Consider the following 22,931-nt stretch of genomic DNA (forward strand, 5'->3'; position numbering starts at 1 on the left):
GATGCTTGTCGGTAGGGTATGGCCAGCTTGCACTCGTTCTACTCGGACAAACGGATTCGAATCTGTTTTTCAATCTCGATTATGGCAAATAACGCAACGCCCACCCCGATGATCAGCAGACCATCACGGACGGGGATCGCTTCAGTAGCAAACACCTTTTGCAGCGGTGGTGCGTAGGTAATGGCGAACTGAGCTAAGGTCACTACTGCGACGGTCATCCACACAACCTTGGTGCCACGAATGCCCTTCCAGGTAATTGATGTGCTGTAGAGATTGCGAATGAAGAACAGATGGAAAATTTCCATCACGACTAACGTGTTCACTGCGATGGTTCGGGCCAATTCCACTGAGTAACCACGGTCGAGCGCATACGAAAAAATACCGTAAACGCCGCAGAGAAACAGAATGGAAACTAGCACCATATGCCAGACCAAAGCACCACTTATGAGTGACTGTTCGCGCGAGCGTGGCGGTCTGCGCATAGTGTTTTCTTCGGTGGGCTCGAACGCTAGCGCGATGCCGAGCGTCACTGCGGTTATCAGATTGATCCACAGAATTTGTATCGGCGTCACCGGCAGCGTAGTACCAAGCAGCAGCGCGACGATGATGGTCATGGTCTCGCCCGCGCTGGTAGGCAGCGTCCAGCTCAGCACTTTCTTGATGTTGTCGTAGACCGTCCGGCCTTCGCGCACCGCAGCAACGATGGACGCGAAGTTGTCATCGGCCAGCACCAGGTCTGCGGCTTCCTTGGCGGCTTCACTGCCTTTTCCACCCATGGCGATACCGGCATCGGCTCGCTTTAGTGCTGGTGCATCGTTGACGCCATCGCCGGTCATGGCCACTGTCATGCCATTCGATTGCAGCAGCATTACCAGTCTGAGCTTATGTTCTGGGCTGGTGCGCGCAAAAATATTGACGTGCTTTACCGCCTCTTTCAAAGCGGCATCGTTCATGGCGTCGAGGTCTACGCCGGTCAACACACTGTCGGGATTTTGCAGGCCAATTTGGCGACCGATGGCGGCGGCGGTACCGCCGTGATCGCCAGTAATCATTTTTACGACAATGCCTGCTGCTTGGCATTGTTGAACTGCTTTTATCGTCTCTGGTCTAGGCGGGTCAATCAGTCCGACCATGCCCAGCAGAGTTAACCTTCCTTGTACGTCCCCAAACTCCAACACGGTGTGCTCGGGAGGGACTGATCTAACTGCAAACGCCAATACACGCTGCCCCTTGGCAGCAATGGCGTTTGCCTGTTCGTGCCAGTAGTCCGCATTGAGCGGTTCAGTCCCGCCAGCGTTTACGCGCTGCTGCGTGCTCATGGCCAGTATTTGTTCTGGCGCGCCTTTTACATAGATAAAGGCATGTCGATCATGGTTGTGATGCAGGGTCGCCATGAAGCGGTGTTTCGCGTCAAACGGAATGGCATCGGTGCGGGGCCAGGCCCGATGATCTTCATCACTATCGAAACCAGTCTTTCCGGAAAATGCCAGCAGGGCACCCTCCATTGGGTCACCCTCTACCTTCCATAAGTCATCATGCAGGCGCAGTACAGCATCGTTGCACAGGCCGGCTGCTCTCCCCAGTTCTGCCAACGCAGGGTGAGTCGATATGTCGACTAGCTGATCTGCAAGGCTGATGCTTCCCGCTGGCTGATAACCAGCGCCATCGACCGTGAAGATGAGATCGTTCGTCACTACCGATTCCACCATCATTTCGTTGCGGGTAAGTGTGCCGGTCTTGTCAGTGCAGATGACGGATACCGAGCCGAGCGTTTCGATGGCTGGCAGGCGACGCACGATGGCGTTGCGGCGAGCCATTGCTCGCACTCCAACAGCCAGCGTAATGGTAAGGACGGCGGGCAGCCCTTCAGGTATCGCCGCTACCGACATACCAACCACTACCATGAAGATCTCGGTGAACTCGTAGTGCCCAACATAATGGCCAAACACGAGCAAAAGGCCGCCGACTAACAAGATCAAGATCGTCAGCCAACGCGCCAATACGTTCATTTGCTGCACCAGCGGAGTGGTCAGTGTTTCTACTCCGGCAAGCAGCGTACTGATGCGTCCGATTTCAGCAGATGCTGCGGTAGCAACGACAACCCCTGTTGCTTGCCCGCAAGTCACGAGCGTGCCGCTGAATGCCATACAAGTACGATCACCCACGGCTGCTCCAAGGGCTACTGGTTCCGTATGCTTTTCTACGGGTACGGATTCACCTGTAAGAATGGCTTCTTGAATCTGTAGTCTGTTCGCGTGCAGCAGGCGTAAATCGGCAGGGACTTTGTCTCCCGCCTCCAGCAAAACGATATCGCCCGGTACCAGTTCCTCGCCCACAATACTTAAGCGTTGGCCTGCGCGGATCACGGCGGCGTGCGGTGCCAGCATCTGCCGGATAGCGTCCATGGCTTTTTCCGCTTTGCCTTCCTGGACGTATCCAATGATTGCGTTTGCAATAACCACTGCAAGAATTACCGCCGTGTCCCACAGATGCTGCAGCATCGCGGTAATCGCAGCGGATCCTAGAAGCACGTAAATCAGAATGTTGTGAAATTGCAGCAGGAATCTGAGCCACGCGGGTCGACGTGCTGCTTCTGGTAGCCTGTTGAAACCAGTGCGGGCAAGCCTGGCTTGGACTTCGGTTGCCTCCAGCCCGACATGTTCATTCACCTCAAGCAGGTTCTTCACTTGCTCGGCAGGCAGGGAGTGCCAGACCACGGAATGCGGGGGGATTGGTGTTTGCTCAGTTGCTGCGTCGACCACCGGCTTCTTCAATGATTATCTCCTGTGCACACATCTCGACTGAACGGGGCTGAGGTGGTCATGGGCGGGCGTGGGTATAGCAGAACGCTAAAAAATCGTTGGATGTTCTTACATTCTCTCTGTCATCTAGCTGATACGAACTAAAAGATCCATGCAACCAAGCGCTTGATGATTATTGACTTAAATCAAATTGTTGGCAGTCGGTAGTGTGACAAGATATTTACTGAGCAATCTATTCTTCGATCTACGCCACTTGTGATTTATGGTGTCAGCACCCGGATATTGTTTTTAGTAAGTTCGATCTATTAATAGTTTGGAGTGCAGTTACTGCAATACTTTGATAAATCATTACGTTACAGTCTACATATGGGTTGCACTCAAAGTAAGAGTGCAAGCACGGAGGTGTCTAGCTCGATTGAGCGCTGTTGTCGACCGGGTTTTCATCCAGCACCTCTAGTGCTTCTGGCAACTCGGTAATCACGCTGAAGTCGCTCACTTCAACTGCACCCAATCCATAGCCCAACAAGTGGAACGAAAACGCCTTACGCGACTGCGGATTGTCAAAGCTGAAGTACATCTCCAGTGGCTGGTCTGCAGTGACGACCATTTCGGCTGGCAGGCCCAACTGGACATCCTGCTCCAGCTCCTTGGCCTTGAGCAGTATGTAGGCGTTCTGTTGTGGATCTACCGAGCGCACGGTCAGGCGAACTCGAGTGTGCGAGCCCTTGGGCATTTCCAGGTACTGAGCACCGATAAGGTTGTCGGCCCAGTCATCCTTGATCTGCGCTTGAAGCGGGATGATGGCGGGGCTGCCGAACTGGTAGTGCTGGTTCAACGGTGTCCGGAGCAGCGAATGATCCAGCGCCGTCGCTCTTGCGGTGATTTGTCGGGCGCGTTTACCGCCGTACTGACCAGTTAAAGTCGCACGCTCGGCGATGAAGCCTTTGCTGGTGTAAAACCGACAGCGCTGTTGAAAGTCGCATTCGGTCAAGGTGCCCTGTCCATCGTGATAGCGAAGCTTGTCGTTGGTGAACGACATGATCTCGCGGCCCGTTTCATAGTCACGAAATAGGGAGCGACCGCTCAAGGCTGAGGGGACTGGTAAGGCAAAATAGTCGAGTATCGAAGCGCTCAGATCGACATGGCCATACACGCCGGACTTCACATGGGGTAACTGATCCTGCTCGGGTGCAAGCGTCAAGTTGAATCCCCAAGACGAGGCCAACCGCACGCCATCAATACCATGAGATTCGTCCGAGGTGATCACCACCAAGGTGTCGTTCAAGATGCCCTTACGTTCCAGGCCATTGAGGAAGTGCCCAAGTGCATCATCCAGATAAGCGACGGCGGCCTGCTTGGGGGTGTCGTAGCGCTGCAGGTAGTCTTCAGGGGCTGAATAGGGTTGGTGGGTGCCAACGGTCAGCAGAGTCAGCATCCACGGTTTTTTGTGCTTTTTCAGCTGGCCGACGTAGTGCAGCGCCCCTTCGAAGAACGCCTTGTCATCTTTGCCCCAAGGAAACTCCAGATAGTTGCTGTTGGTGAACCATTCCAAGCCATGGGTGGCATCGAAGCCGATGTGCGGCATGATTTTGTCTTTGGCCATGAAACGCAGGCCTGCGCCCTGAAGGTAATGCGTGGCAAACCCGTGCTTGTGCAACTGTGCCGGCAGGCATGCGCGGTTGCGTTCGTTCTGGGTTAGCATCTCGACGCCCTTGGGGGTGCCGTTGTCGAGCTTGTCGTAATCACCGCAGAGCATTGCGTACAGGCCACGAATGGTTTGATGGCTGTGCAGTACATAGTCCGGCGTATTCATGCCGCGCTCTGCCCAACGACTGAGGTTGGGCATGAGGTTTTCTTGATAGCTGCTGTGCAGGGCTTGGCGGTTGACGCCGAGGTAAGCGCCGGGAATACCTTCCAGCGCGATGATCAACACATTGCGCGCACGCCCTGGTGCCGCGAGCAATTTCTGTCCGTCCAAATCGAGTTGAGTGAGCCCCGCCATTTGCGGTGGGGCATCGACAACATCACCTTCCAACCACTCTTCTGCGCTTGCCTGAACATCGCCAACGCTCGCGGCCATCAACTGATGCGGGAGGTTGAACAAGCGCCACTGGTCTTCCTCTGAGGGGTACAGGTGCTGAGCGCCCCAATGGGCGATCAATAGCAGTAGCGGTGCTCCCCACGCGCTTCGCGGCAAGCCCGGTGCGGCAGTGGAGCGCCCCGGATACTGCGTGATCAGCCAAATCACCAGTCCAAGAAACAGAGTGGCTGCTAGCCAAGGCTGGGCGAAACCACCACCGGTAGAGTTTTCCAAAAACTGAGGGTCGATCAGGTAGTGCAGGTCTGAGGAGTTTGGAAGCCTACCGACCGCGCTGACCAGCTCAGCAGTCGCCAGTGTCATAAGTCCCCATGCCAGCAGCACTGGAAGTGCTAACCACCAAGGACGGCGATGCAGGAGTACGATGAGCAGGCTCGCAATTCCCACATCCGAAAGGTAGCCGAGTGGATTCGACCAGCCCAGTGCCGCACGCATGGACACAGGCACGATCAGAACCAATCCGATCAAAGTGATAAGGCGTGCATAGGGTTGTCGTAACCAGCGACGGATAATGTTCACAGAGTCCTTCCAGACATTAAATCTTCATACAAGTGTGCTGGATGGTATCAAGCGATGGGAAGGCTGAGCGGGTTATTCGAAAAGGGCAGGGCACGGGGTATGGAGCCGATGGGCGGCATGTATATTGTTTCGCATGCCAATAGGTTCTGGTCTAAAACCCCATTCCAGAGCACTGAACAAAAAACATTGATGCCAGGTTATGGTCTTGTACATTAACTGTTTCAGGCTGTTTAACGCCGCCGTTTTCGTGTAGGCCAGATGTTAATCTATTACCTTTTAAGTGATCCCAAGGACGTTGATGACCAAGCATCAAGCTAAAGCCGAAACCCCTCGAGCGGCCGCGATTCTGGCTCGCTTTCTGTCATCGGAATCCGCTGGCGGTCTCGTGTTGATGGGGGCTGCTCTGGCCGCTCTGATTGTTGCTAACTCGCCCCTATCCCAGAATTACTTTGCAGCCTTGCACAGTGTTTGGATGGGCATGTCTGTAGAGCATTGGGTGAATGATGGCCTGATGGCGATCTTCTTCCTGATGGTCGGGCTCGAAATCAAACGAGAAGTGCTGGCTGGTGGGCTTTCCACTTGGGGGCAACGCGCCTTACCTGGATTTGGGGCTTTGGGCGGCATGGTGGTTCCTGCGCTGATCTACATCGCAATCAACTGGGGTAATCCTGAGACCCTGGGGGGGTGGGCGATCCCGGCCGCTACTGACATCGCATTCGCCTTAGGTGTTTTGTCGTTGCTGGGTAAGCGAGTCCCGACTTCGCTGAAAGTGTTTCTGGCTGCCTTAGCGATCATTGACGATCTGGGCGCGGTGGTGATCATCGCCTTTTTCTACACCTCGGGCCTTTCCATGCCGATGTTGCTGGCCTCGCTTGCTACCCTGGTCATTCTGATCGCAATGAATCGATTGGGCGTAAGGCGATTGTTCCCGTATCTCCTGGTCGGTGGTGTGCTGTGGTTCTTCGTGCTGCAATCGGGTGTACATGCCACGCTGGCGGGTGTCGCTGTGGCGCTGTGCATCCCCATGGGCAAGCCAGAAGAGGAAGCCCGATCTCCGCTGCTTTTCCTGGAAGAGAAGCTGCACATGTGGGTAGCGTTCGCAGTGGTGCCGATTTTTGGTTTTGCCAACGCGGGTGTTTCATTGGCCGGTATTTCGATGGAGAACCTGGTCGATCCGGTTCCGCTGGGTGTAGCTCTGGGGCTTTTGGTGGGCAAGCAGGTCGGTATTTTCCTATTGGCTGCTCTGGCCATTCGTATGGGCCTGGCCAAGCTCCCGGAAGGGAGTACCTGGGTTCAACTCTATGGCGTAGCACTGTTGTGCGGCATTGGTTTCACTATGAGCCTATTCATTGGCAATCTGGCGTTCGCCGGATCAGCTCTTTTGATTGATGAAGTCAAAGTCGGTGTATTGATCGGATCGATTCTGGCAGCGTTCGGCGGCGTTATAGTCCTTCGCCGCAGCAGCGTCCTAACGAGTGCTGCCGTAGCCAAATAATCTCTCTTGATATGACCACAGTATTTCTCGAAGCCTAGAAATACTGTGGTTTAGAAGCCTGCGTCGAAAAGCGATTCAGGCCTACAGCGAGAAATGGACGTTGAAATCAAGCTCCGTGCATTGCTCGGAGAGTACATCCCGATTAGGCGCCATTGCAGCGACTGAACGATAACCCCAAAATTATTAGGCTAACTCAGCTTCCCACTCAAGGCGTTGGTTTCGACTACAGTAGAAAGACTCTGCATTAAGCCATAACAAGACGGAGAGTTTTCCATGCGAGTAAACAAACGCTTTAGCCTCTTTGCGGCCACCGCTGCGTTGACAGTCTCGTGCGCAGCTAACGCCGCACCTGTGTTCATAAATATCCTTACAGGTGGTACTAGCGGGGTTTATTACCCCATTGGGGTTGGGCTGTCACAGATATACAGCGATGGGATACCGGGGGCGAAGACTTCTGTCCAAGCGACAAAAGCCTCGGTGGAAAATCTCAACCTTTTACAAGCTGATCGTGGGGAGCTCGCTCTGGCGCTTGGGGACTCTGTGGCGGATGCAAAAAACGGTGTGGAAGATGCAGGGTTCAAGGCCCCGCTGACAAAGTTGCGAGCAATTGCAGGAGCCTATCCGAACTACATTCAAATTGTTGCGAACAAAGAGTCCGGCATCAAAACCTTGGCGGATCTGAAAGGGAAAACCATCTCCGTCGGCGCCCCCAAGTCCGGTACCGAGCTGAACGCGCGTGCGATCTTTAAAGCGGCGGGATTGACGTACGAAGACATGAGCAAAGTCCAATACCTACCCTTTGCGGAGTCGGTCGAGCTGATCAAAAACCGTCAGTTAGATGCCACGCTTCAGTCCTCGGGGTTAGGAATGGCGGCCATCCGCGACCTTTCCTCAACCATGTCATTGAACTACGTCTCCATCCCTCCTGATGTGGTTTCGAAAATCGGCAATGCCGCGTATCAGCCTGCACAAATTCCAGCCAATACCTATGACGGACAGCCTGAGTCAGTGCCTACGGTGGCGATCACCAATATTTTGGTGACGCGCGAGAATGTCTCGGATGACGTTGCCTACCAGATGACCAAGCTGATGTTCGAAAACCTCACTCGTTTAGGTAATTCTCACTCAGCCGCCAAGGACATCAAGTTGCAAAATGCTACCAAGAATCTGCCCATTCCACTTCACCCCGGCGCCGAGCGCTACTACAAGGAAGCTGGAGCGCTGTAATCCAAAAATGCGCCACGGGGATGGTCGCTAGAGCGATAGAGCGGTTCGTACCCTTCTATGTAGTTTTGATGCAGGTACCCAATGAGCGAAGATCATCATGGCATAGCCGCCAACCCACGCGACTGGCCTAAGACGCTGTTCTACGTGGCGTTGTTGTTTTCAGTTTTCCAGATTATCACCGCTGCGTTTGCGCCTGTTTCCAGCCAGGTGCTGCGCGCGGTGCACGTTGGTTTCCTGCTGTGGGTGGTGTTTCTGAGTTACCCGGCGTATGGCAGAACACGACCTTGGCAGCCGTTGGCCTGGATATTGAGTCTCGCCGGGATTACCACTGCCTTGTATCAATGGTTCTTCGAGGCGGATTTGATCCAGCGTTCGGGTGACCTGACATCTGCAGACATGGTCGTTGGGCTGGTATTGATCGCATTGGTGTTTGAGGCGGCTCGTCGGGTGATGGGTATCGCATTGCCCGTCATCTGTGGACTGTTTTTGGCATACGGTTTATTGGGTGAATACCTGCCAGGCGACCTGGCACATCGAGGCTACGGATTTGATCAAATCGTCAACCAGCTGTCATTCGGCACCGAGGGGCTCTACGGCACACCAACCTACGTTTCCGCTACCTATATTTTCCTGTTCATTTTGTTCGGTTCCTTTCTCGAACAGGCGGGAATGATCAAATTGTTTACTGACTTCGCCATGGGATTGTTTGGCCACAAACTCGGAGGACCGGCAAAAGTATCGGTCGCGTCATCGGCTTTGATGGGGACGATCACAGGCTCAGGCATTGCAAACGTTGTCACGACCGGACAGTTCACGATTCCATTGATGAAGCGCTTCGGCTACAAGGCAGCATTTGCTGGCGGCGTAGAGGCAACTTCGAGCATGGGCAGCCAACTGATGCCGCCTGTGATGGGGGCTGTCGCTTTCATTATGGCGGAAACAATTAATGTCCCGTTTGTAGAGATCGCCAAAGCTGCGTTAATTCCAGCCATCCTGTATTTCGGTTCGGTGTTCTGGATGGTTCACCTTGAGGCAAAACGCTCCGACCTTAAAGGGCTACCCAAAGACCAATGTCCCAGCGCATGGGGGGCTGTAAAGGAAAGCTGGTATTTGCTGATTCCGCTTTTTGTCCTGGTCTACCTGCTGTTTTCCGGACGTACCCCACTGTTCTCCGGGATGGTGGGTCTGGCGCTGACAGCCATCGTTATTCTCGGTTCGGCAATCATTCTTCGAGTGTCCAGTTTCGCGTTGCGATGTGCTTTTTGGATCGCTCTGGGTGTCCTCTGCGTCGGTTTTTTCCAGTTGGGTATCAGCGTGATCTTTGCGGTGATCGCCACGTTAGTGGTCATCTGTTGGTTTATTCAGGGAGGCCGAGAAACCCTGAGTATTTGCCTGCATGCGTTGGTCGAAGGTGCTCGTCATGCTGTGCCGGTCGGGATTGCTTGCGCGCTAGTGGGAATCATCATCGGTGTAGTGTCATTGACGGGCATAGCCTCGACCTTCGCCGGTTACATACTGGCCATCGGCAGGGATAACTTGTTGTTGTCACTCATACTGACGATGGTTACCTGCCTGGTCTTGGGTATGGGTATCCCGACGATTCCCAACTACATCATCACCAGTTCGATTGCAGCACCCGCTTTGCTTGAGTTGGGTGTGCCGCTGATCGTGTCGCACATGTTCGTTTTCTATTTCGGAATTCTTGCAGACCTTACCCCTCCGGTTGCCTTGGCATGCTTTGCCGCAGCGCCCATTGCCAAGGAAACAGGATTCAAGATCAGTTTGTGGGCGGTTCGTATTGCACTGGCAGGCTTCGTCATTCCGTTCATGGCGGTCTACAACCCTGCGCTAATGTTGCAAGGCGACAATTTGTGGATGACTGCCTATATGTTAGTCAAGACGATGTTGGCCGTTGGCCTTTGGGGAATGGCGTCCACAGGTTATCTGCAACAGAAGATGCCGGTTTGGGAGCGTTTATTGTGTTTCGCGGCAGGTGCTTTGTTGGTCGTTGCGCTGCCGTTGACCGACGAAATCGGTTTTGTGCTGGGTGTGTTGCTGATCCTTCAGCATGTCTGGCGGTCTCGCCGTGGCGGACTGGCCAGAGCATGATCGGCTTGTGCCTGGGTTTGGCGGGGGTCGCCTGGGCCCAACTCCCAATCTCAAGCTTTACACTGGCTTGGAATCACACAATCGAAAAAATTCGTTGGGAAGAAGACTACCGTGTCTCGGAGCAAGGGCTCGTTCTTATGGAGGCAAGGGTCAAAGGAAATGGCGCGGGTATGGAAATTCCCGCAGAGGCGAGATTGGAAAAAGGCAGCTGGCACTATCAGCGCCACCTACCACCCATGCAGCCGCTGAACCTGGGACGTACTCCGGAAGCAGGTGACTACCAGTTGTGCTTTGATCAGCATTGTCACGAGATGAGTGAGTGGCTGGGGCCACCTGTCAGCAATCCGTCCTCGGTGGAGCTATGGAGTTGCGTGACGGACTCAGAACAACACTAAGTGGCCGGGGTAGCGCAAACGTGAAAGTCCTGTCCGGATACGAACGTCCAGTACCCGGACAGGCAGGTATCAGCTCATGCCCAGCCAGTTTGGCAAAGCCAGGGAGATCCAAGGCACGTAGGTAATCAGAATCAGGAACAGGAGCAGTATCATCAGCCAGGGCATGGCTGCTCTGATGGTTGCAGGCAGCGTCATACCTGTCACAGCAGAGGTCACGAACAGGTTCAGACCCACGGGTGGAGTGATCAAGCCGATTTCCAGATTCACCACCATAATGATGCCAAGGTGAATGGGATCGATACCCAGCTTCATGGCGATGGGAAACAGTATCGGTGCCAGGATCAGGATGATTGCCGAGGGCTCCATAAAGGCCCCTGCAATCAACAGCACAATGTTCACCACAAGCAGGAACATCACCGGTGTCAGCCCCGCTTCAATCACCCACGCGGTGATCTGTTGCGGTAGCTGTTCAGTGGTCAAAACGTGCGCGAAGAGCATGGCGTTGGCAATAATGAACATCAGCATGATGCTCAGCTTGGCCGAGTCCAGCAGGACCTTTGGCGTTTCGCGGAACGTTAAGTCTTTGTAGACGAACAAGGCAATGAAGGCCGAGTATACGGCCGCCACCGCCGCCGCTTCGGTCGGGGTAAACATCCCGGAGTAGATACCTCCCAGGATGATGAACATCAGCAGTAGACCCCAGATCGCCTTGCGTGCCGTGCTAAGCCATTCACGGAACGTCGCGCGCGGCATGGCGGGCAGCTTTTTCTTCACGGCGACGATGTAGATCGCCACCATCAACGCCAGCCCCAGAAGCAGGCCTGGTAACACGCCAGCCATAAACAGTTTGCCGACTGACGTTTCGGTCGCGGCTGCGTAGACCACCATCACGATCGAGGGTGGAATCAGGATACCCAAGGTCCCGGCGTTACAGACGATCCCCGCACCGAAGGCTTGCGGATAACCGGAGCGGACCATGCCGGCAATGGCAATTGAACCCACCGCCGCCACAGTGGCTGGGCTCGATCCGGAAAGGGCAGCGAACAACATGCACGCCAATACGGCAGCGATAGCCAGACCTCCACGTATATGGCCGACACAGGCATTGGCAAAGTCAATCAGCCGCCGAGCGACGCCACCGGTGGTCATGAAGGCACCCGCGAGCAGAAAGAACGGGATGGCCAGCAGCGTGTAGTGCTCCGACGTCTCGAACAGTTTAATCGCCAGAGAGCGCACAGAGTCGGGACTGAAGAAAACGATGGTCAACGAGCCCGCCAACCCCAGGGATATGGCAATGGGAACGCCGATGAACATCAGCACGAACAGCATCACAAACAGGAAGGCAATGGTCATGACTTGTCATCCTCGTGTTCGGTCAGTTTCAACGCGTCTGCGGTTTCATCCGCCAGGCCCAGGCCGGTCTGCCTGTTTTGCAGGATACGCACGAGAATTTCAGCGAATCGGATGAAGACCAAGGCAAAACCTACGGGGACGATCAAGCCGATGTGCCATTGCATGATCCCGTACTGGCCCAAGTCTTCGGCACCTATCTGGGCAATCATCAGGGTCTGGATCCAGCCGAAACTGGCGATGCTGAGCAGTCCGGCATACGTCAGGCAGCAAAGACAAGCAATGATGCCAATGACCCGTTGCACCGGTTTGCTCGCCAGCTTGACCAGAGCGTCAACGCCGATATGACCAGCGGTTCGGACGCCGTACGACAACCCGAAAAAAATCAGCCAGCCAAACAAAGCCTTGGTCAGTGAGGTGCTCCAGGTCATGGCTTGTGCCATACCCATGACGCCGTCGCCGATGGCGAACAGCGATTCCCTGGCGCTTTCCCAGCTCTCGGCGAGGCGGTAGAACAGGGTGTAGAGGTTGTTGAGGACAACGTAGACGAATGTGACCAACGTCATTGCGGCCAAAAGGAAGACGATGAAACCTTCCTCGAAGTGTTCCCAGATGCGCCGAAGGGCATTCATGGATGGCATCTCCTGTAGCGAATGACAGGCAGGTGCTGCCAGGAGGGCAACACCTGTCGTCCACCGATCATTGGGCCTGGTTGGCAGCTTCAGCGGCAGTGATCAGCTCGGCGCCGATATCGCCTTCGAACTTCTTCCACACCGGTTTCATCGCTACACGCCATTGGTCGCGCTGCTCAGGCGTCAGGATGATGATCTCGGTGGTTTTGGCCGCGATGATGCTCTGCTTGGCGTTCTGATTCAGTTGCTCGGCCTCTTTGTTCACATGCGCGGTGACTTCGACGAGGATCTTGTCCAGTTCGCCACGAAGCTCCGGCGATAAACCGCTCCAGAATTTGGTGTTGGTGATCAGCATGTAGTCCAGTACACCGTGGTTGGATTCGGTGATGTACTTCTGTACTTCATGCATTTTCTGGCTGTAGATGTTCGAGTAAGGATTCTCCGCGCCGTTGACGACACCGGTCTGCAAGCCCTGATAAACCTCGGCGAAGCTCATCTTGCGCGGATTGGCGCGTATGACCTTGAACTGCTCCTCGAGCACGGCAGAGGCCTGTACCCGGAACTTCTGGCCACGGGCATCACCCGGCACTCGTAGCGCTTTGTTCGCGGACAGTTGTTTCATCCCGTTGTGCCAATAGGCCAGTCCTGTGATGTTTTTGTCTTCCATGGACTTGAGCAGTGCCTGGCCCTGCGGGCTCAGTTGGAAGCGGTCAACAGCGGTGATGTCATCAAACAGGAAAGGCAGGTCGAACAGTTGAACGGTCTTGGTGTAGTGCTCGAACTTGGCCAGCGACGGTGCAATCATCTGTACGTCCCCGAGCAGTAAGGCCTCCATCTCTTTGCCATCGCCAAACAATGAAGAGTTGGGATAGACCTCGACCTTGACCTTGCCGGGCAAGCGTTCTTCCACCAGTTTCTTGAACATCAGGGCGCCCTGACCTTTGGGAGTCTGCTCTGCAACGACGTGGGAGAATTTTATAATCACCGGATCTGCAGCCATGGCCATGCTCATGGTGCCAAGTGCAAGGGTGCATGCGACTGCTTTCCACATAGGTTTGAACATTGGGGGTTTCCTCTTGTTTTAGTTTTCCGTGCAATTCCATGCTCTGGAAAGCATGTGCACAGCGGACAAGAGCAAGTCTAGGCAGAAAACTGCCGTTTGGAGGGTGATGACCGAATGTAGTTTAAAATCTTGTATGTAATGGGTGAGCTTCTGCGGAAACACACTCTTACAATTTAATGCTTGGGACGATTGCGCCAAGGATTAACGGAGAGTGACTTAAGAGTTATCGACATATTTTTCCCTGGTGAACCAGAGTTGCCGGTGCTGATGCCGTTTTGATTCAGCCTACCGGAAGCAGTTGACCTACCTGAATACATGGTAATCGATGGTCTTATGCGTGTCCTACAGACCGCCCAAGTTCATCTGAAGTCAGCAGCCTGGGTAAAAATGACATCAGCCCCGCAGCCGGTTGGAATAATGGTGTTTTTTTCCGCTCATTGATCCACTTCTCCCTTGATGGCCAAAACGCTGCAGGGCACCTTATACAAAACATGCTCCGTGGTACTGCCGATCAGCTTGTCTACCCCTTTATGATGAGTGTTTCCCATTACGAAGACATCCGCTCGAGTGTGAGTGGCAAACTCGGCCATCGCTTTGGTTGGCGGCCCTGCTATGAAGTGTTGCCGCTCAGGTGGCACGCCGTGGCGCCCAGCCAAGGCAATGAAGCACTTTTCAAGTGACCGGCGCACGTCGTTGCTGAAGCCTGGCATCGTCACGGCACCAGCACCTGCATCAGAGAAATGTGTGTGTGTCAGTTCATAGGCATACAGCATGTGCAATTCAGCATCACATTGCGTCGCCAATTCGTTCGCCGCCTGAATGACGCTGTCGTTGATTCCGCTGATCTGACCCTCTGGATGCGATGGGTCAACCGCTGCCACAATCACCCGAGGAAGCGGACACCTGACTTCGCTGACCAGATGTACGGGGGCGGACATTCGCGCAACAACTGCCAATCCAAAGGCGTGACGAATACGCGTTTGAGCGCTGATTCATGATGTACGTCCTTGATAATCAGGTCCGGCTGCATTTCAGCCACACGCCCAAGGATCTCTTGCAGCGGGTCACGGGTCAATGCAACTTCGGTGGTCACATTGATGCCCTTCCTGCGCATGAGTTCGGCCTCATCCTTCAACCACTGCAGGTTCTCCTGCCGGCAACTCTCACGAAGCTGTTCACTGTTGCTCATTAACCGCATAAGGTCGAAGTCTTCGATGAACACCGCGATATGCAGCGCTGCGCCTGTAGCGTCGGCCAGTGCGATTGCCCGCTCCATCGCCGGCGAGTGACGCATGGTTGGGCCTGCGACCAGAAAGAGTCGTTGATAGGTTTGGCAGTTGGCAAGCATTCGAATGGTCTGCAGATCTTTCCATCTCGATCGAGCATTAAACGAGGCTGCTGGAGCCGTGCGCATCGCCTCTTGCGTTGTCTTCGTTACTTCGTAAAAAACGAACTATTCGCATCGAATAAACGATTTTTATTGATGTGATCGGCTCATTAGCATGATTCCTCAAGTCTATTGCTGCATCACGAGGAGACCTTAGATGACCGCAATCAGCGTTGGCGAACCCTGGATGTGGGCCGCCTTCATCGTGTTCGTCCTTGCCATGCTGGCGCTCGATCTGTTCGTCTTCGGCGGGCGCAAGGCGCATCGTGTTTCGGCGCGCGAAGCGCTGGCCTGGGTCACCGCCTGGATGAGTTTGGCGCTGGTCTTCGCCCTCCTGCTGTGGTGGTATTTGCGCAGCACGTTCGGTGCCGAAGTGGCCCAGCGCACCACGCTCGAATTCCTGACGGGCTACCTGATCGAGCAGTCGCTGTCGATCGACAACATGTTCGTTTTCGTGATGATCTTCGGCTACTTCGCCGTGCCGCCAGAGTTGCAGCGCCGCGTCCTGCTTTACGGCGTGCTCGGTGCGATCATCATGCGCGCCGGTATGATTTTCGCCGGTGTCTGGCTGGTGCAGGAGTTTGCCTGGCTACTCTATGTCTTTGGTGGTTTCCTCGTAATCACCGGCATCAAGATGCTGATTTTCGCCAACCAGCAGCCAGACCTCGAAAAGAACCCTTTGCTGCGCTGGCTGCGCAGGCATCTTCGCATCACCGACGGCTTTCACGGCGAGCGTTTCTTTGTGCGCCAGAACGGCCTGCGCTGGGCGACGCCGATGTTCCTGGTGCTGGTACTGATCGAGGCCAGCGACCTGGTATTCGCTGTTGACAGCATCCCGGCTATCTTCGCCGTTACCACCGACCCCTTCATCGTGTTCACTTCCAACATCTTCGCCATCATGGGCCTGCGGGCACTGTATTTCCTGCTTGCGGACATGGCCGACCGCTTCCACTTGCTCAAGTATGGCCTGGCCATCGTGCTGATGTTCATCGGCGGCAAGATGCTGATCGCGCCGTGGTGGCACGTGCCGATCCAATGGTCGCTGACCACAGTCGGCGGCATCATCTTGATTTCGGTCCTGTTGAGCCTGACTTTGACGAAGAGCAAAACACGGGTTACGGGAGAGCAGTGATGAATCAGAGATGTTCGGGATATCCAACCGTTCGACTGTCGCACGTTTATAGGCATGAGAACCTGGCTGTTTGCTCACGAGGTCAAGCTCACGCATCAAGCTGCGCACTTTGAACCGACCGGTTGCTCACCATCGTCACGCATCAACGAGATAATGCTACGGCTGCCGGCAGCACAGCGACTTTGTGAAAACAACTCGCTCACCCGACTGCACAACCGAAGCCGCTCGACATCAGGCAATCGGCTCATGGACGCTCAGCTGATTGATCAGCGCGTACGCTCGTGATCTTCCGACATCAAGAGCGCGGTAGCCTTTTTTAATATGGATTTCTCTCGCTCAAGGCGAGCGATCCGAGCTTCCAACTCCTGAATTTTTTGCTGTTCCGGGGTTAGCGCTTTGCTTTGCGGGGTGACGCCTTGGCGTTCCTTCTGAACCTGCTCAACCCAGCGGCGTAGCGCTGACTCGCCGACGCCGAGTGAACGACTGGCTTCGATGTAGCTGTAGTTTTGCTTAAGCACGAGGCCGGCAGCTGCGCGTTTGAATTCAGCAGAAAAGGAACGGCGCTGTTTGGTCATCTGACACCTCGATCTGGCGAGCATTCTCGCCTAAATGGGTGTCCGGTTTCATTAGACCACTACAGTCTGACCCACGACAGCCACTTGCTCATGCAGGGCTGTCGGCCGTCATCCGGGGGTGAGCCGGTAGCAACTCCATAACCTCACAGAAAAGCTTGCGTTGCGCCCAGTCATTCCGATCTCCAATCACGTACAAGCGGCGCTTGGCGCGGGTGACAGCGACGTTGAGCAGATTAGGCTTGGAAACGGCCCATTCGCGAGCGCCACCGTTTTCACTGCTTCCGCCCAGGACGAGGATGATCACTGCTGCTTCCTTTCCTTGCATGGTGTGAATCGTGCCGCGTACGATCTTGTCGTGTAATCGATCCTTGAGTTGGTTACGCACGTCCTGAAAGGGTGTGATAACGGCGATGCTATCCAGCGGCACACCGTCGCCATCAAGCATGGCCAACAGCCGTTCTAGCACCTTGCCTTCACTGTCGACCCAATTGCCAGAAGAACGGCCACTCGCGTGCACCCAGCCGGTGGGTAGGCGGGCCGGCGTTTCCTTGACGGGCGAAGGCGCGAGGGTGCCATAGACCATGGCTCCGTCGTAGGCGATGCGATTAGCAAGGTCGAACATCGGTTTGTCACAGCGACGGTGCACCACCAATGGCAGGCCGACCCAGCATTTCTTGCCTTTAGGGCCCGCCATACGACCCCAAGGAGTGGCTTGGTCGGCCAAGGTCTGAGCAGACTGGCGATTGGGCAACCAGTGAGCGTCGACTTGATAGCGGTTGCGCATGTGTTCGAGTACGGCATCGGATACGGTAACGATCGGCTCCAATTGTAGCGGATCACCAACCAGCACAGCCCTGCGAGCACGCCACAGGGCACCCACCGCAGCCTGTGGGGTAGCTTGACCGGCTTCATCCACCAACAACCAGCCAATTTCCCCGCAGCCAAGGCTGCCGAAAGAGCGGGCGAACGAGGCGAAGGTACTGCTAAGCACTGGCACTACCATGAACAGTGATGCCCATGCCGAACGCACCACGGCTGGGGACACTCCGCGGTATCGACTGCCGGTGAGCGTACTAGTGATGAAGTCCAGGTTTGCGCGCAAGCGCGAGGCTTCGATCTGGAAGAACACGCGGTGCAACTTGAGTGCCTCGATGAATACCTTTGCCCGGGCCTGGCGCGAGCCTTCGATTATCCAAGGTTCGAGCAGCTCTATATCGCTGCCTCTACCGATCCGGCCTTGTTCGAGCCAGACCTGCAGGTGCTTGGCCCCGCCAGCCTGCGCAATGTTGCGAGCCTTTTCGATCTGCAGGGAGGCGTGGAGTACGGCTTCGTTGATCTCCTGTTCATCCTTAGCCAATTGTCGATTGAGTTCAGTGAGCTGGCCGACGAGTCGTTGCACTTGACGTTGAACACTGTCGAAGGCGTCCTTGGCCAAGGCGTGGGCGCTATCGAGCAGGCGTTGCCGGGCTGCCCACGTGCGATGAGCCCCCCAGAGGCTGAATAGGTTGGCGAGAAACCCCGGTTTTTTTGCCAGGTGTGCTTCAAGGACCTGAAGCTCGCGTTGCAGTTGCTCGCGGGCGGACGTGAGCTGCCGTCTTTCCAGCTTGGCTTGTTCGTCATTAAGACTGCTGCGTAGGGTCAGACGGATTTGGCGCTCCTGTTCCTTCTGATGTACTCGGGCCTTGGCGCTGATCACTGCCTGAATCCGTTCGAGAATGTCGCTGGCTTGAGCGCGTAACGCTTGTTCGGCGCTCTTGGCGTCCTGGTATTGCTTGACGGCGGCGCGCCAGAGCATGTTTTTATCGGTGGACGAGAGCGACTTCATGTATGCGGCTTGCTCGGCCAGCCATTCGCGCATGCCTTTGGGGGCTGGCTGATCGTCCGTGCTGTTCGCTACGGACGCCTCGGGCGTTGGATCGCCGTCGTACATATCCTCGCCCAAGTCGCTGTTGTCGAGAGATGTTGGTTGGGAGGGCGCGGATTCGTCTCTAGTCTTCGTCGCGTTGGGCGGACGCTTGCCATAAAAGAAGCGGTCGACGAACTGAGTGCGCTTGGCTTTGCTACCCAGTGCCGAAGAGATCATTGCCCATGCTGGCTTGCCGCTGGTGAGCTCGCCCAGTTCACTGAAGTACTCGGCATCTGGCAGCCAGGACGGGTCAACTTTATCCAGTTGGGGCAACTCGAGCGTTACGTTCTCCACGGCGCCATTATTGGAGGAGGCTACCACCATCTCGAAGCCAAACAGGCGTGGATTGAGTTGATAGGCAAAGCGCTCACGTCCGCCATCGTTGGCGGATTCGCGACCGTCCTGGATGAAGGCATCCGAGGCCCTGCCCAGCGAGGCCAACACGTCGGCTCGTTGGGTCACCACCGCCGCAATCAGGTCCCGGAGCAGGGTGGTCTTCCCGGTACCCGGCGGACCGTTGACGCCCATGATGCCGGTGCCGTTGCTGAGGGTCTGGAGCAGGCTGTTGACTGCCAGTTGTTGGGAGTGCACCAACCCCAAATGCCGTTCGGCAGGCCAGCAGCCTGCTGCATAACGCGAGGGCGCAAGGCGGTCGATCAGCGCCAGATCTGCTTCGGGTTTGTCGAGATGCAGGCGCTGGGTTGAGTCGTGGTGGCTCAGGTAACGGGCTAAAGGCTCGCTTGTTTCGCCACGTGCCAGGGCATCGGCCATGTCGGCCAGATCGCTCAGTAGGAAGCTGTTGAGCGGGTCGTCTTCCTGTTCGGGCTTGTTGGGGTTAATCGGTGCTGAACGGAAACGGTGTACGCGCGACTCGTCTGCGAAAAAATCATCGAGCCCCAGGGCCTGACGAATATAGTTTGTCAGGCGCGAAAGGTCGGTCGCCAAGACTACGCCACCGAGTAGACTTTTAGTCTGTTCGCGAAGAAAGTCCTGGGTCTCCTCGAAGCCGCGTGTCCAATCTTTCTGGTTGATGGCGCAGCCGACGAACCATGCCTCGCTGGATAACACCAGGCTGTCGACCAGCATCATTCCCTGATCGTTGAACTTGAGCGCGTACAAGGCGGAGAGCCTATGCTGTGGCTCCTTGTAGCCTTTGTCGGCTCCGTAAAGCGCTTCCAACTGGCGAGAAACGTCTACGTTGCTGTAGAGGTGCGCGTAGAGCGTGTGGCTCCATACGCGCTTGTTGGGCAGGCGCTGCCGGCTCAGTAGGTTGGCTGGCATCCAAGGCAGAATTTGGGCCGAGGTGGGGATGTCTTGGAAAAACGGCTGGTAGTCGCTGTCGCGCTTTTTCAGCTTTGGGACTGCCTGAGGTTGCAGCAGCTCGACGGAGTGCCAGTAGCGAACGATATTTTGCGAATTCATTTACTACGTCCTTGAAAGCGCTGGGGCTTGGATTCCTGACAGGGAAGGATATCAGGCATGCCGCATCGTTTCCTGGCGCCGGGGTGCGGAAGCGATGCTGATCGTGGGCCGGGTCACTTACCTGAGGGATACCAGGTGGCGTAGTTGTGGGTGTAATCCTATTCCAGATCGATGACTTCTTCGCGGATGCCGGATAATACATCCGGTTCTCGGCCCAAAGCTGGGCTCAATTCGCGCTCTGCTAGCTCTTGGACCACGTAGGCCATGCCTTGCCATTTGTGGCGCCAGGCCAGCAGCTGTGGCCGCGTCTCAATGACAGTCGCGAGAAAGCCGTGGGCAGTAATGTCGTACTCTGGCCATGAAGTTCTATTACAAGCTATCCGGGTCCCTGAAGAACATCTGTCCTAAGGGGCAGATGATTAAGATATTGTTTTATATGATGTTTTTTAAACTTGGTACGTTCGTGTCATAACGGCCAAACAATGATATTTTGCTAAGTTCTCATTATAGATGTGTCTAGATGCGTCCGAGGCGCTGAAATCAGAAAACTGAACTAACGTACCAACGATTACTTGACTCTGCCCCATGGGACACCTCGTATGCTTTTTTCAAGCGCACACTCTGGCGCGCTGCCAACAAGGAGTTCCTGTGAAAGGTTTATGTCTGGTGACGGGGGCCAACGGCCATCTGGGCAATACCTTGGTGCGAGCGTTGCTCGGCCAGGGCTATCGGGTTCGAGCCGGCGTTCGTGATATCCATAACCACGCACCCTTTGCCGGGCTGGACTGCGAGTTGGTGTATGCCGAGTTAATGGACAGTGCGGCCTTGGACAAGGCGTTGGAGGGCGTGGAGGTACTGTTTCAAGTGGCGGCCGTGTTCAAGCACTGGGCGCGCAACCCGCAGGCCGAGATTGTCGAGCCGAATATCCAGGGCACACGGCGTGTGCTGCAAGCCGCTTCACGGGCGAGTGTGCAGCGTGTGGTCTACGTCAGTTCGGTGGCCGCCGTCGGTCATGATGGTACGGCGCTGGATGAGGCGCACTGGAATACGGAAAGCGAAAACGCCTACTACAAATCGAAGATTCTCTCCGAGCAGGCAGCCTGGCAGTGCGCTGAGGCGTTGGGGTTGAGCATGGTATCGGTATTGCCTTCGGCCATGGTTGGCCCCAATGCCGGCTACCTCACGGATACCATGGGCTTCCTTCAATCGGTTCGGCGGCGGCAGATGCCCTTTGATCCGGGGTTTCGTTTCAACTTCGTCGATGTTCGTGATGTGGCCGACGGGATGATACTCGCCGCCGAAAAGGGCCGGCCGGGGCAGCGCTATATCCTGGCCAATGAGCGTTCGTCGCCGCTCAGCGATTTGATCGCGGCCGCCAACACCCAGGCGCCTGGGTATCGCCAGCCTGTCTCAGCGCCACGCTGGCTACTGCTGGGCGTGGCCTGGCTGCAGGAACGCTGGGCGCAATTAATGGGCATACCCGCCCAGTTGCTCTTGAGCCAGGTGCGCCTGTTTCACAACGTGGCGCAGGAATACAACATTACCAAGGCGAAAAACGAATTGGGTTTCAACCCACGGCCGCCTGAAGTGGCCTTGAGGCAAGCGTTTGCTTATCTGCACAGACAGGCGCATCAACCTTATTAAGACCCGCCACAGGGCGAGGCGCAAACATTGAGTTCATCTCGCTTTTGAGTTCAATCAAGTGAAGATCAAGCGCCTGCAGTTCGGCGATCCTGTCCTGGACTTGCCGGCGCTTGTCGTCGACGGCCTGGTTGGCCAACGCTAGCGGAAAGGACTTCAACTTGTTTTTTGCGGCAATCAGCGGGTTCATCTCGGCCAGCTTGAACCCGGCCACCTGCGCCTTGCGTATGAGGTGGACGATTTCCAAGTGGTGAGCATTGTAGAGGCGATAGCGCCCCTCACGCTCCGGCTCGTTGATCAGGCCCATTTGCTCGTACAGTCGAATGGCTTTTGGGGTGCAGCCGGTCAGTTCGGCGAGTCGTCCAATGAACATCTGTCAATTCCTTATGTGAGACATCAAATACTCTAGCGTTGTTTGATCGCCAGAGCTGCAAAAGCCGTTACATGAAAATCGAAAAATGTCGAGATTGGGCTCAGTAGCGAATCATCACTGACTTCAGCTCGGCGTAGTCATCAATGAATGCGCTGCCGAACTCCCGGCCTATTCCTGAGGATTTGTTGCCGCCAAATGGCACCGCCGAGTCCAGCATCGTGTGCATGTTAACCCACACCGTGCTGGCTTCGATGGCAGGCACCATGCACAGGGCTTTGCTCAAGTCGTTTGTCCAGAGGCTGGCGCTCAAGCCGTAGGGTTCATCAAAGCCAGCAGTTTTTCTTCGCTGTCGGACGGTAAGAGCGTGGCGATGGGCCCGAAGGTTTCCTCGTTGAGCAGGGTGTCGCAGACACTGTTGGCGAGGATGATCGTCGGCTCGACGTTACAGCCTGGGCGGTCGATCAGGTTGCCTCCGTGAATGATGGTGTTGTTTTCGGCGCGGGTCTTGGCGAAAAACTCGCCGAGTTTGAGTTGATGCTGGCGGTAGTTGACCGGGCCAAATTTAGTGCGCTCATCCAGGGGCGAGCCGATATTCAGCGTGCTCAGGCGCTGGGCCAGTTTGTCCATGACCGCTTCGATCTGTGAACGATGCACGAAGAAGCGTTCGGCTGCGGCGCAGATTGGCCCGGAGTGCAAAAAGCCCGCTTCGATGATGCCGTTGACGGCCTTGTCCAGGTCCACATCGCGCATGAACCCGGCCGAGTTTTCCCCAGCCGCTGGTGCTTCACTCGGACAACGGCGCACCAATGAAATCGGTGACGTTACTGACAAAGATGTACGACCTG

At 55.6% G+C, this 22,931-nt stretch carries 13 protein-coding genes and 3 pseudogenes; 6 read left to right on the plus strand and 10 right to left on the minus strand.

Annotated elements, in window-relative coordinates; genetic code table 11:
- Window positions 1-38: 38 nt before the first annotated feature.
- Window positions 39-2,717, minus strand: a complete 2,679-nt coding sequence (locus HCF10_RS08920) for a cation-transporting P-type ATPase (RefSeq protein ID WP_167655394.1) — start codon at window positions 2,715-2,717, stop codon at window positions 39-41.
- Window positions 2,718-3,168: 451 nt separating this feature from the next.
- A complete protein-coding gene (locus HCF10_RS08925) occupies window positions 3,169-5,379 on the minus strand; it encodes a sulfatase-like hydrolase/transferase (RefSeq protein ID WP_167655317.1) in 2,211 nt (736 codons plus the stop codon).
- A 298-nt stretch (window positions 5,380-5,677) separates the two neighbouring features.
- Here HCF10_RS08925 and nhaA point away from each other — a divergent pair, with 298 nt between their 5' ends.
- From nhaA to HCF10_RS08945, 4 genes are all read left to right on the plus strand, one after another.
- Window positions 5,678-6,874: a Na+/H+ antiporter NhaA gene (gene nhaA, locus HCF10_RS08930; RefSeq protein WP_131696403.1), complete on the plus strand. Its 1,197-nt coding sequence runs from the start codon at window positions 5,678-5,680 to the stop codon at window positions 6,872-6,874.
- A gap of 273 nt (window positions 6,875-7,147) precedes the next feature.
- The gene (locus HCF10_RS08935) at window positions 7,148-8,101 is read left to right on the plus strand and encodes a TAXI family TRAP transporter solute-binding subunit (protein ID WP_131696402.1); all 954 of its coding nucleotides are present in this window, start codon (window positions 7,148-7,150) and stop codon (window positions 8,099-8,101) included.
- An 81-nt stretch (window positions 8,102-8,182) separates the two neighbouring features.
- The gene (locus HCF10_RS08940) at window positions 8,183-10,210 is read left to right on the plus strand and encodes a TRAP transporter permease (RefSeq protein WP_131696401.1); all 2,028 of its coding nucleotides are present in this window, start codon (window positions 8,183-8,185) and stop codon (window positions 10,208-10,210) included.
- Window positions 10,207-10,605: a DUF1850 domain-containing protein gene (locus HCF10_RS08945; protein WP_131696400.1), complete on the plus strand. Its 399-nt coding sequence runs from the start codon at window positions 10,207-10,209 to the stop codon at window positions 10,603-10,605. Before HCF10_RS08940 ends, HCF10_RS08945 begins: the two co-directional genes overlap by 4 nt.
- Before the next feature lie 69 nt (window positions 10,606-10,674).
- On the opposite strand, the gene dctM is transcribed toward HCF10_RS08945, so the two are convergent.
- The 4 genes and pseudogenes from dctM to HCF10_RS08965 form a co-directional block, all read right to left on the minus strand.
- Window positions 10,675-11,958, minus strand: coding sequence for a C4-dicarboxylate TRAP transporter large permease protein DctM (gene dctM, locus HCF10_RS08950; RefSeq protein ID WP_167655318.1), 1,284 nt, complete (start codon window positions 11,956-11,958; stop codon window positions 10,675-10,677).
- A complete protein-coding gene (locus HCF10_RS08955; RefSeq protein WP_145338180.1) occupies window positions 11,955-12,587 on the minus strand; it encodes a TRAP transporter small permease in 633 nt (210 codons plus the stop codon). The genes dctM and HCF10_RS08955 overlap by 4 nt, the downstream gene beginning before the upstream one ends.
- 67 nt (window positions 12,588-12,654) lie before the next feature.
- Window positions 12,655-13,650 (minus strand): TRAP transporter substrate-binding protein, encoded by a 996-nt coding sequence (locus tag HCF10_RS08960; RefSeq protein ID WP_131696397.1) that lies wholly within the window; start codon window positions 13,648-13,650, stop codon window positions 12,655-12,657.
- Window positions 13,651-14,084: 434 nt separating this feature from the next.
- A pseudogene (locus HCF10_RS08965) lies at window positions 14,085-14,998 on the minus strand (universal stress protein).
- Window positions 14,999-15,194: 196 nt separating this feature from the next.
- On the opposite strand from HCF10_RS08965, the gene HCF10_RS08970 reads away from it, so the two are divergent.
- Window positions 15,195-16,169, plus strand: coding sequence for a TerC family protein (locus tag HCF10_RS08970; protein ID WP_131696396.1), 975 nt, complete (start codon window positions 15,195-15,197; stop codon window positions 16,167-16,169).
- Between the two features lie 9 nt (window positions 16,170-16,178).
- On the opposite strand, the pseudogene HCF10_RS08975 reads toward HCF10_RS08970, so the two are convergent.
- Window positions 16,179-16,744 (minus strand): annotated as a pseudogene (locus HCF10_RS08975) (transposase); the annotation flags it as partial.
- Between the two features lie 88 nt (window positions 16,745-16,832).
- Window positions 16,833-20,072: a DEAD/DEAH box helicase gene (locus tag HCF10_RS08980; protein ID WP_167655319.1), complete on the minus strand. Its 3,240-nt coding sequence runs from the start codon at window positions 20,070-20,072 to the stop codon at window positions 16,833-16,835.
- Between the two features lie 648 nt (window positions 20,073-20,720).
- On the opposite strand from HCF10_RS08980, the gene HCF10_RS08985 reads away from it, so the two are divergent.
- The gene (locus HCF10_RS08985) at window positions 20,721-21,716 is read left to right on the plus strand and encodes an NAD-dependent epimerase/dehydratase family protein (protein WP_145338178.1); all 996 of its coding nucleotides are present in this window, start codon (window positions 20,721-20,723) and stop codon (window positions 21,714-21,716) included.
- On the opposite strand, the gene HCF10_RS08990 is transcribed toward HCF10_RS08985, so the two are convergent.
- The gene (locus HCF10_RS08990) at window positions 21,640-22,086 is read right to left on the minus strand and encodes a MerR family transcriptional regulator (protein WP_145338177.1); all 447 of its coding nucleotides are present in this window, start codon (window positions 22,084-22,086) and stop codon (window positions 21,640-21,642) included. The two genes, HCF10_RS08985 and HCF10_RS08990, sit on opposite strands and share 77 nt — an antisense overlap.
- Before the next feature lie 100 nt (window positions 22,087-22,186).
- A pseudogene (locus HCF10_RS08995) lies at window positions 22,187-22,857 on the minus strand (aldehyde dehydrogenase family protein); the annotation flags it as partial.
- Window positions 22,858-22,931 lie beyond the last annotated feature (74 nt).

This window comes from Pseudomonas sp. B14(2022), assembly GCF_012030485.1.
Classification (GTDB): domain Bacteria; phylum Pseudomonadota; class Gammaproteobacteria; order Pseudomonadales; family Pseudomonadaceae; genus Aquipseudomonas.

Excerpts from the sequence above, each read along its gene's own strand:
- nhaA (WP_131696403.1), top strand. The coding sequence starts at position 5,678 with ATGACCAAGCATCAAGCTAAAGCCGAAACCCCTCGAGCGGCCGCGATT.
- HCF10_RS08935 (WP_131696402.1), top strand. The coding sequence starts at position 7,148 with ATGCGAGTAAACAAACGCTTTAGCCTCTTTGCGGCCACCGCTGCGTTG.
- HCF10_RS08940 (WP_131696401.1), top strand. The coding sequence starts at position 8,183 with ATGAGCGAAGATCATCATGGCATAGCCGCCAACCCACGCGACTGGCCT.
- HCF10_RS08945 (WP_131696400.1), top strand. The coding sequence starts at position 10,207 with ATGATCGGCTTGTGCCTGGGTTTGGCGGGGGTCGCCTGGGCCCAACTC.
- dctM (WP_167655318.1), bottom strand. The coding sequence starts at position 11,958 with ATGACCATTGCCTTCCTGTTTGTGATGCTGTTCGTGCTGATGTTCATC.
- HCF10_RS08955 (WP_145338180.1), bottom strand. The coding sequence starts at position 12,587 with ATGAATGCCCTTCGGCGCATCTGGGAACACTTCGAGGAAGGTTTCATC.
- HCF10_RS08960 (WP_131696397.1), bottom strand. The coding sequence starts at position 13,650 with ATGTTCAAACCTATGTGGAAAGCAGTCGCATGCACCCTTGCACTTGGC.
- HCF10_RS08970 (WP_131696396.1), top strand. The coding sequence starts at position 15,195 with ATGACCGCAATCAGCGTTGGCGAACCCTGGATGTGGGCCGCCTTCATC.
- HCF10_RS08980 (WP_167655319.1), bottom strand. The coding sequence starts at position 20,072 with ATGAATTCGCAAAATATCGTTCGCTACTGGCACTCCGTCGAGCTGCTG.
- HCF10_RS08990 (WP_145338177.1), bottom strand. The coding sequence starts at position 22,086 with ATGTTCATTGGACGACTCGCCGAACTGACCGGCTGCACCCCAAAAGCC.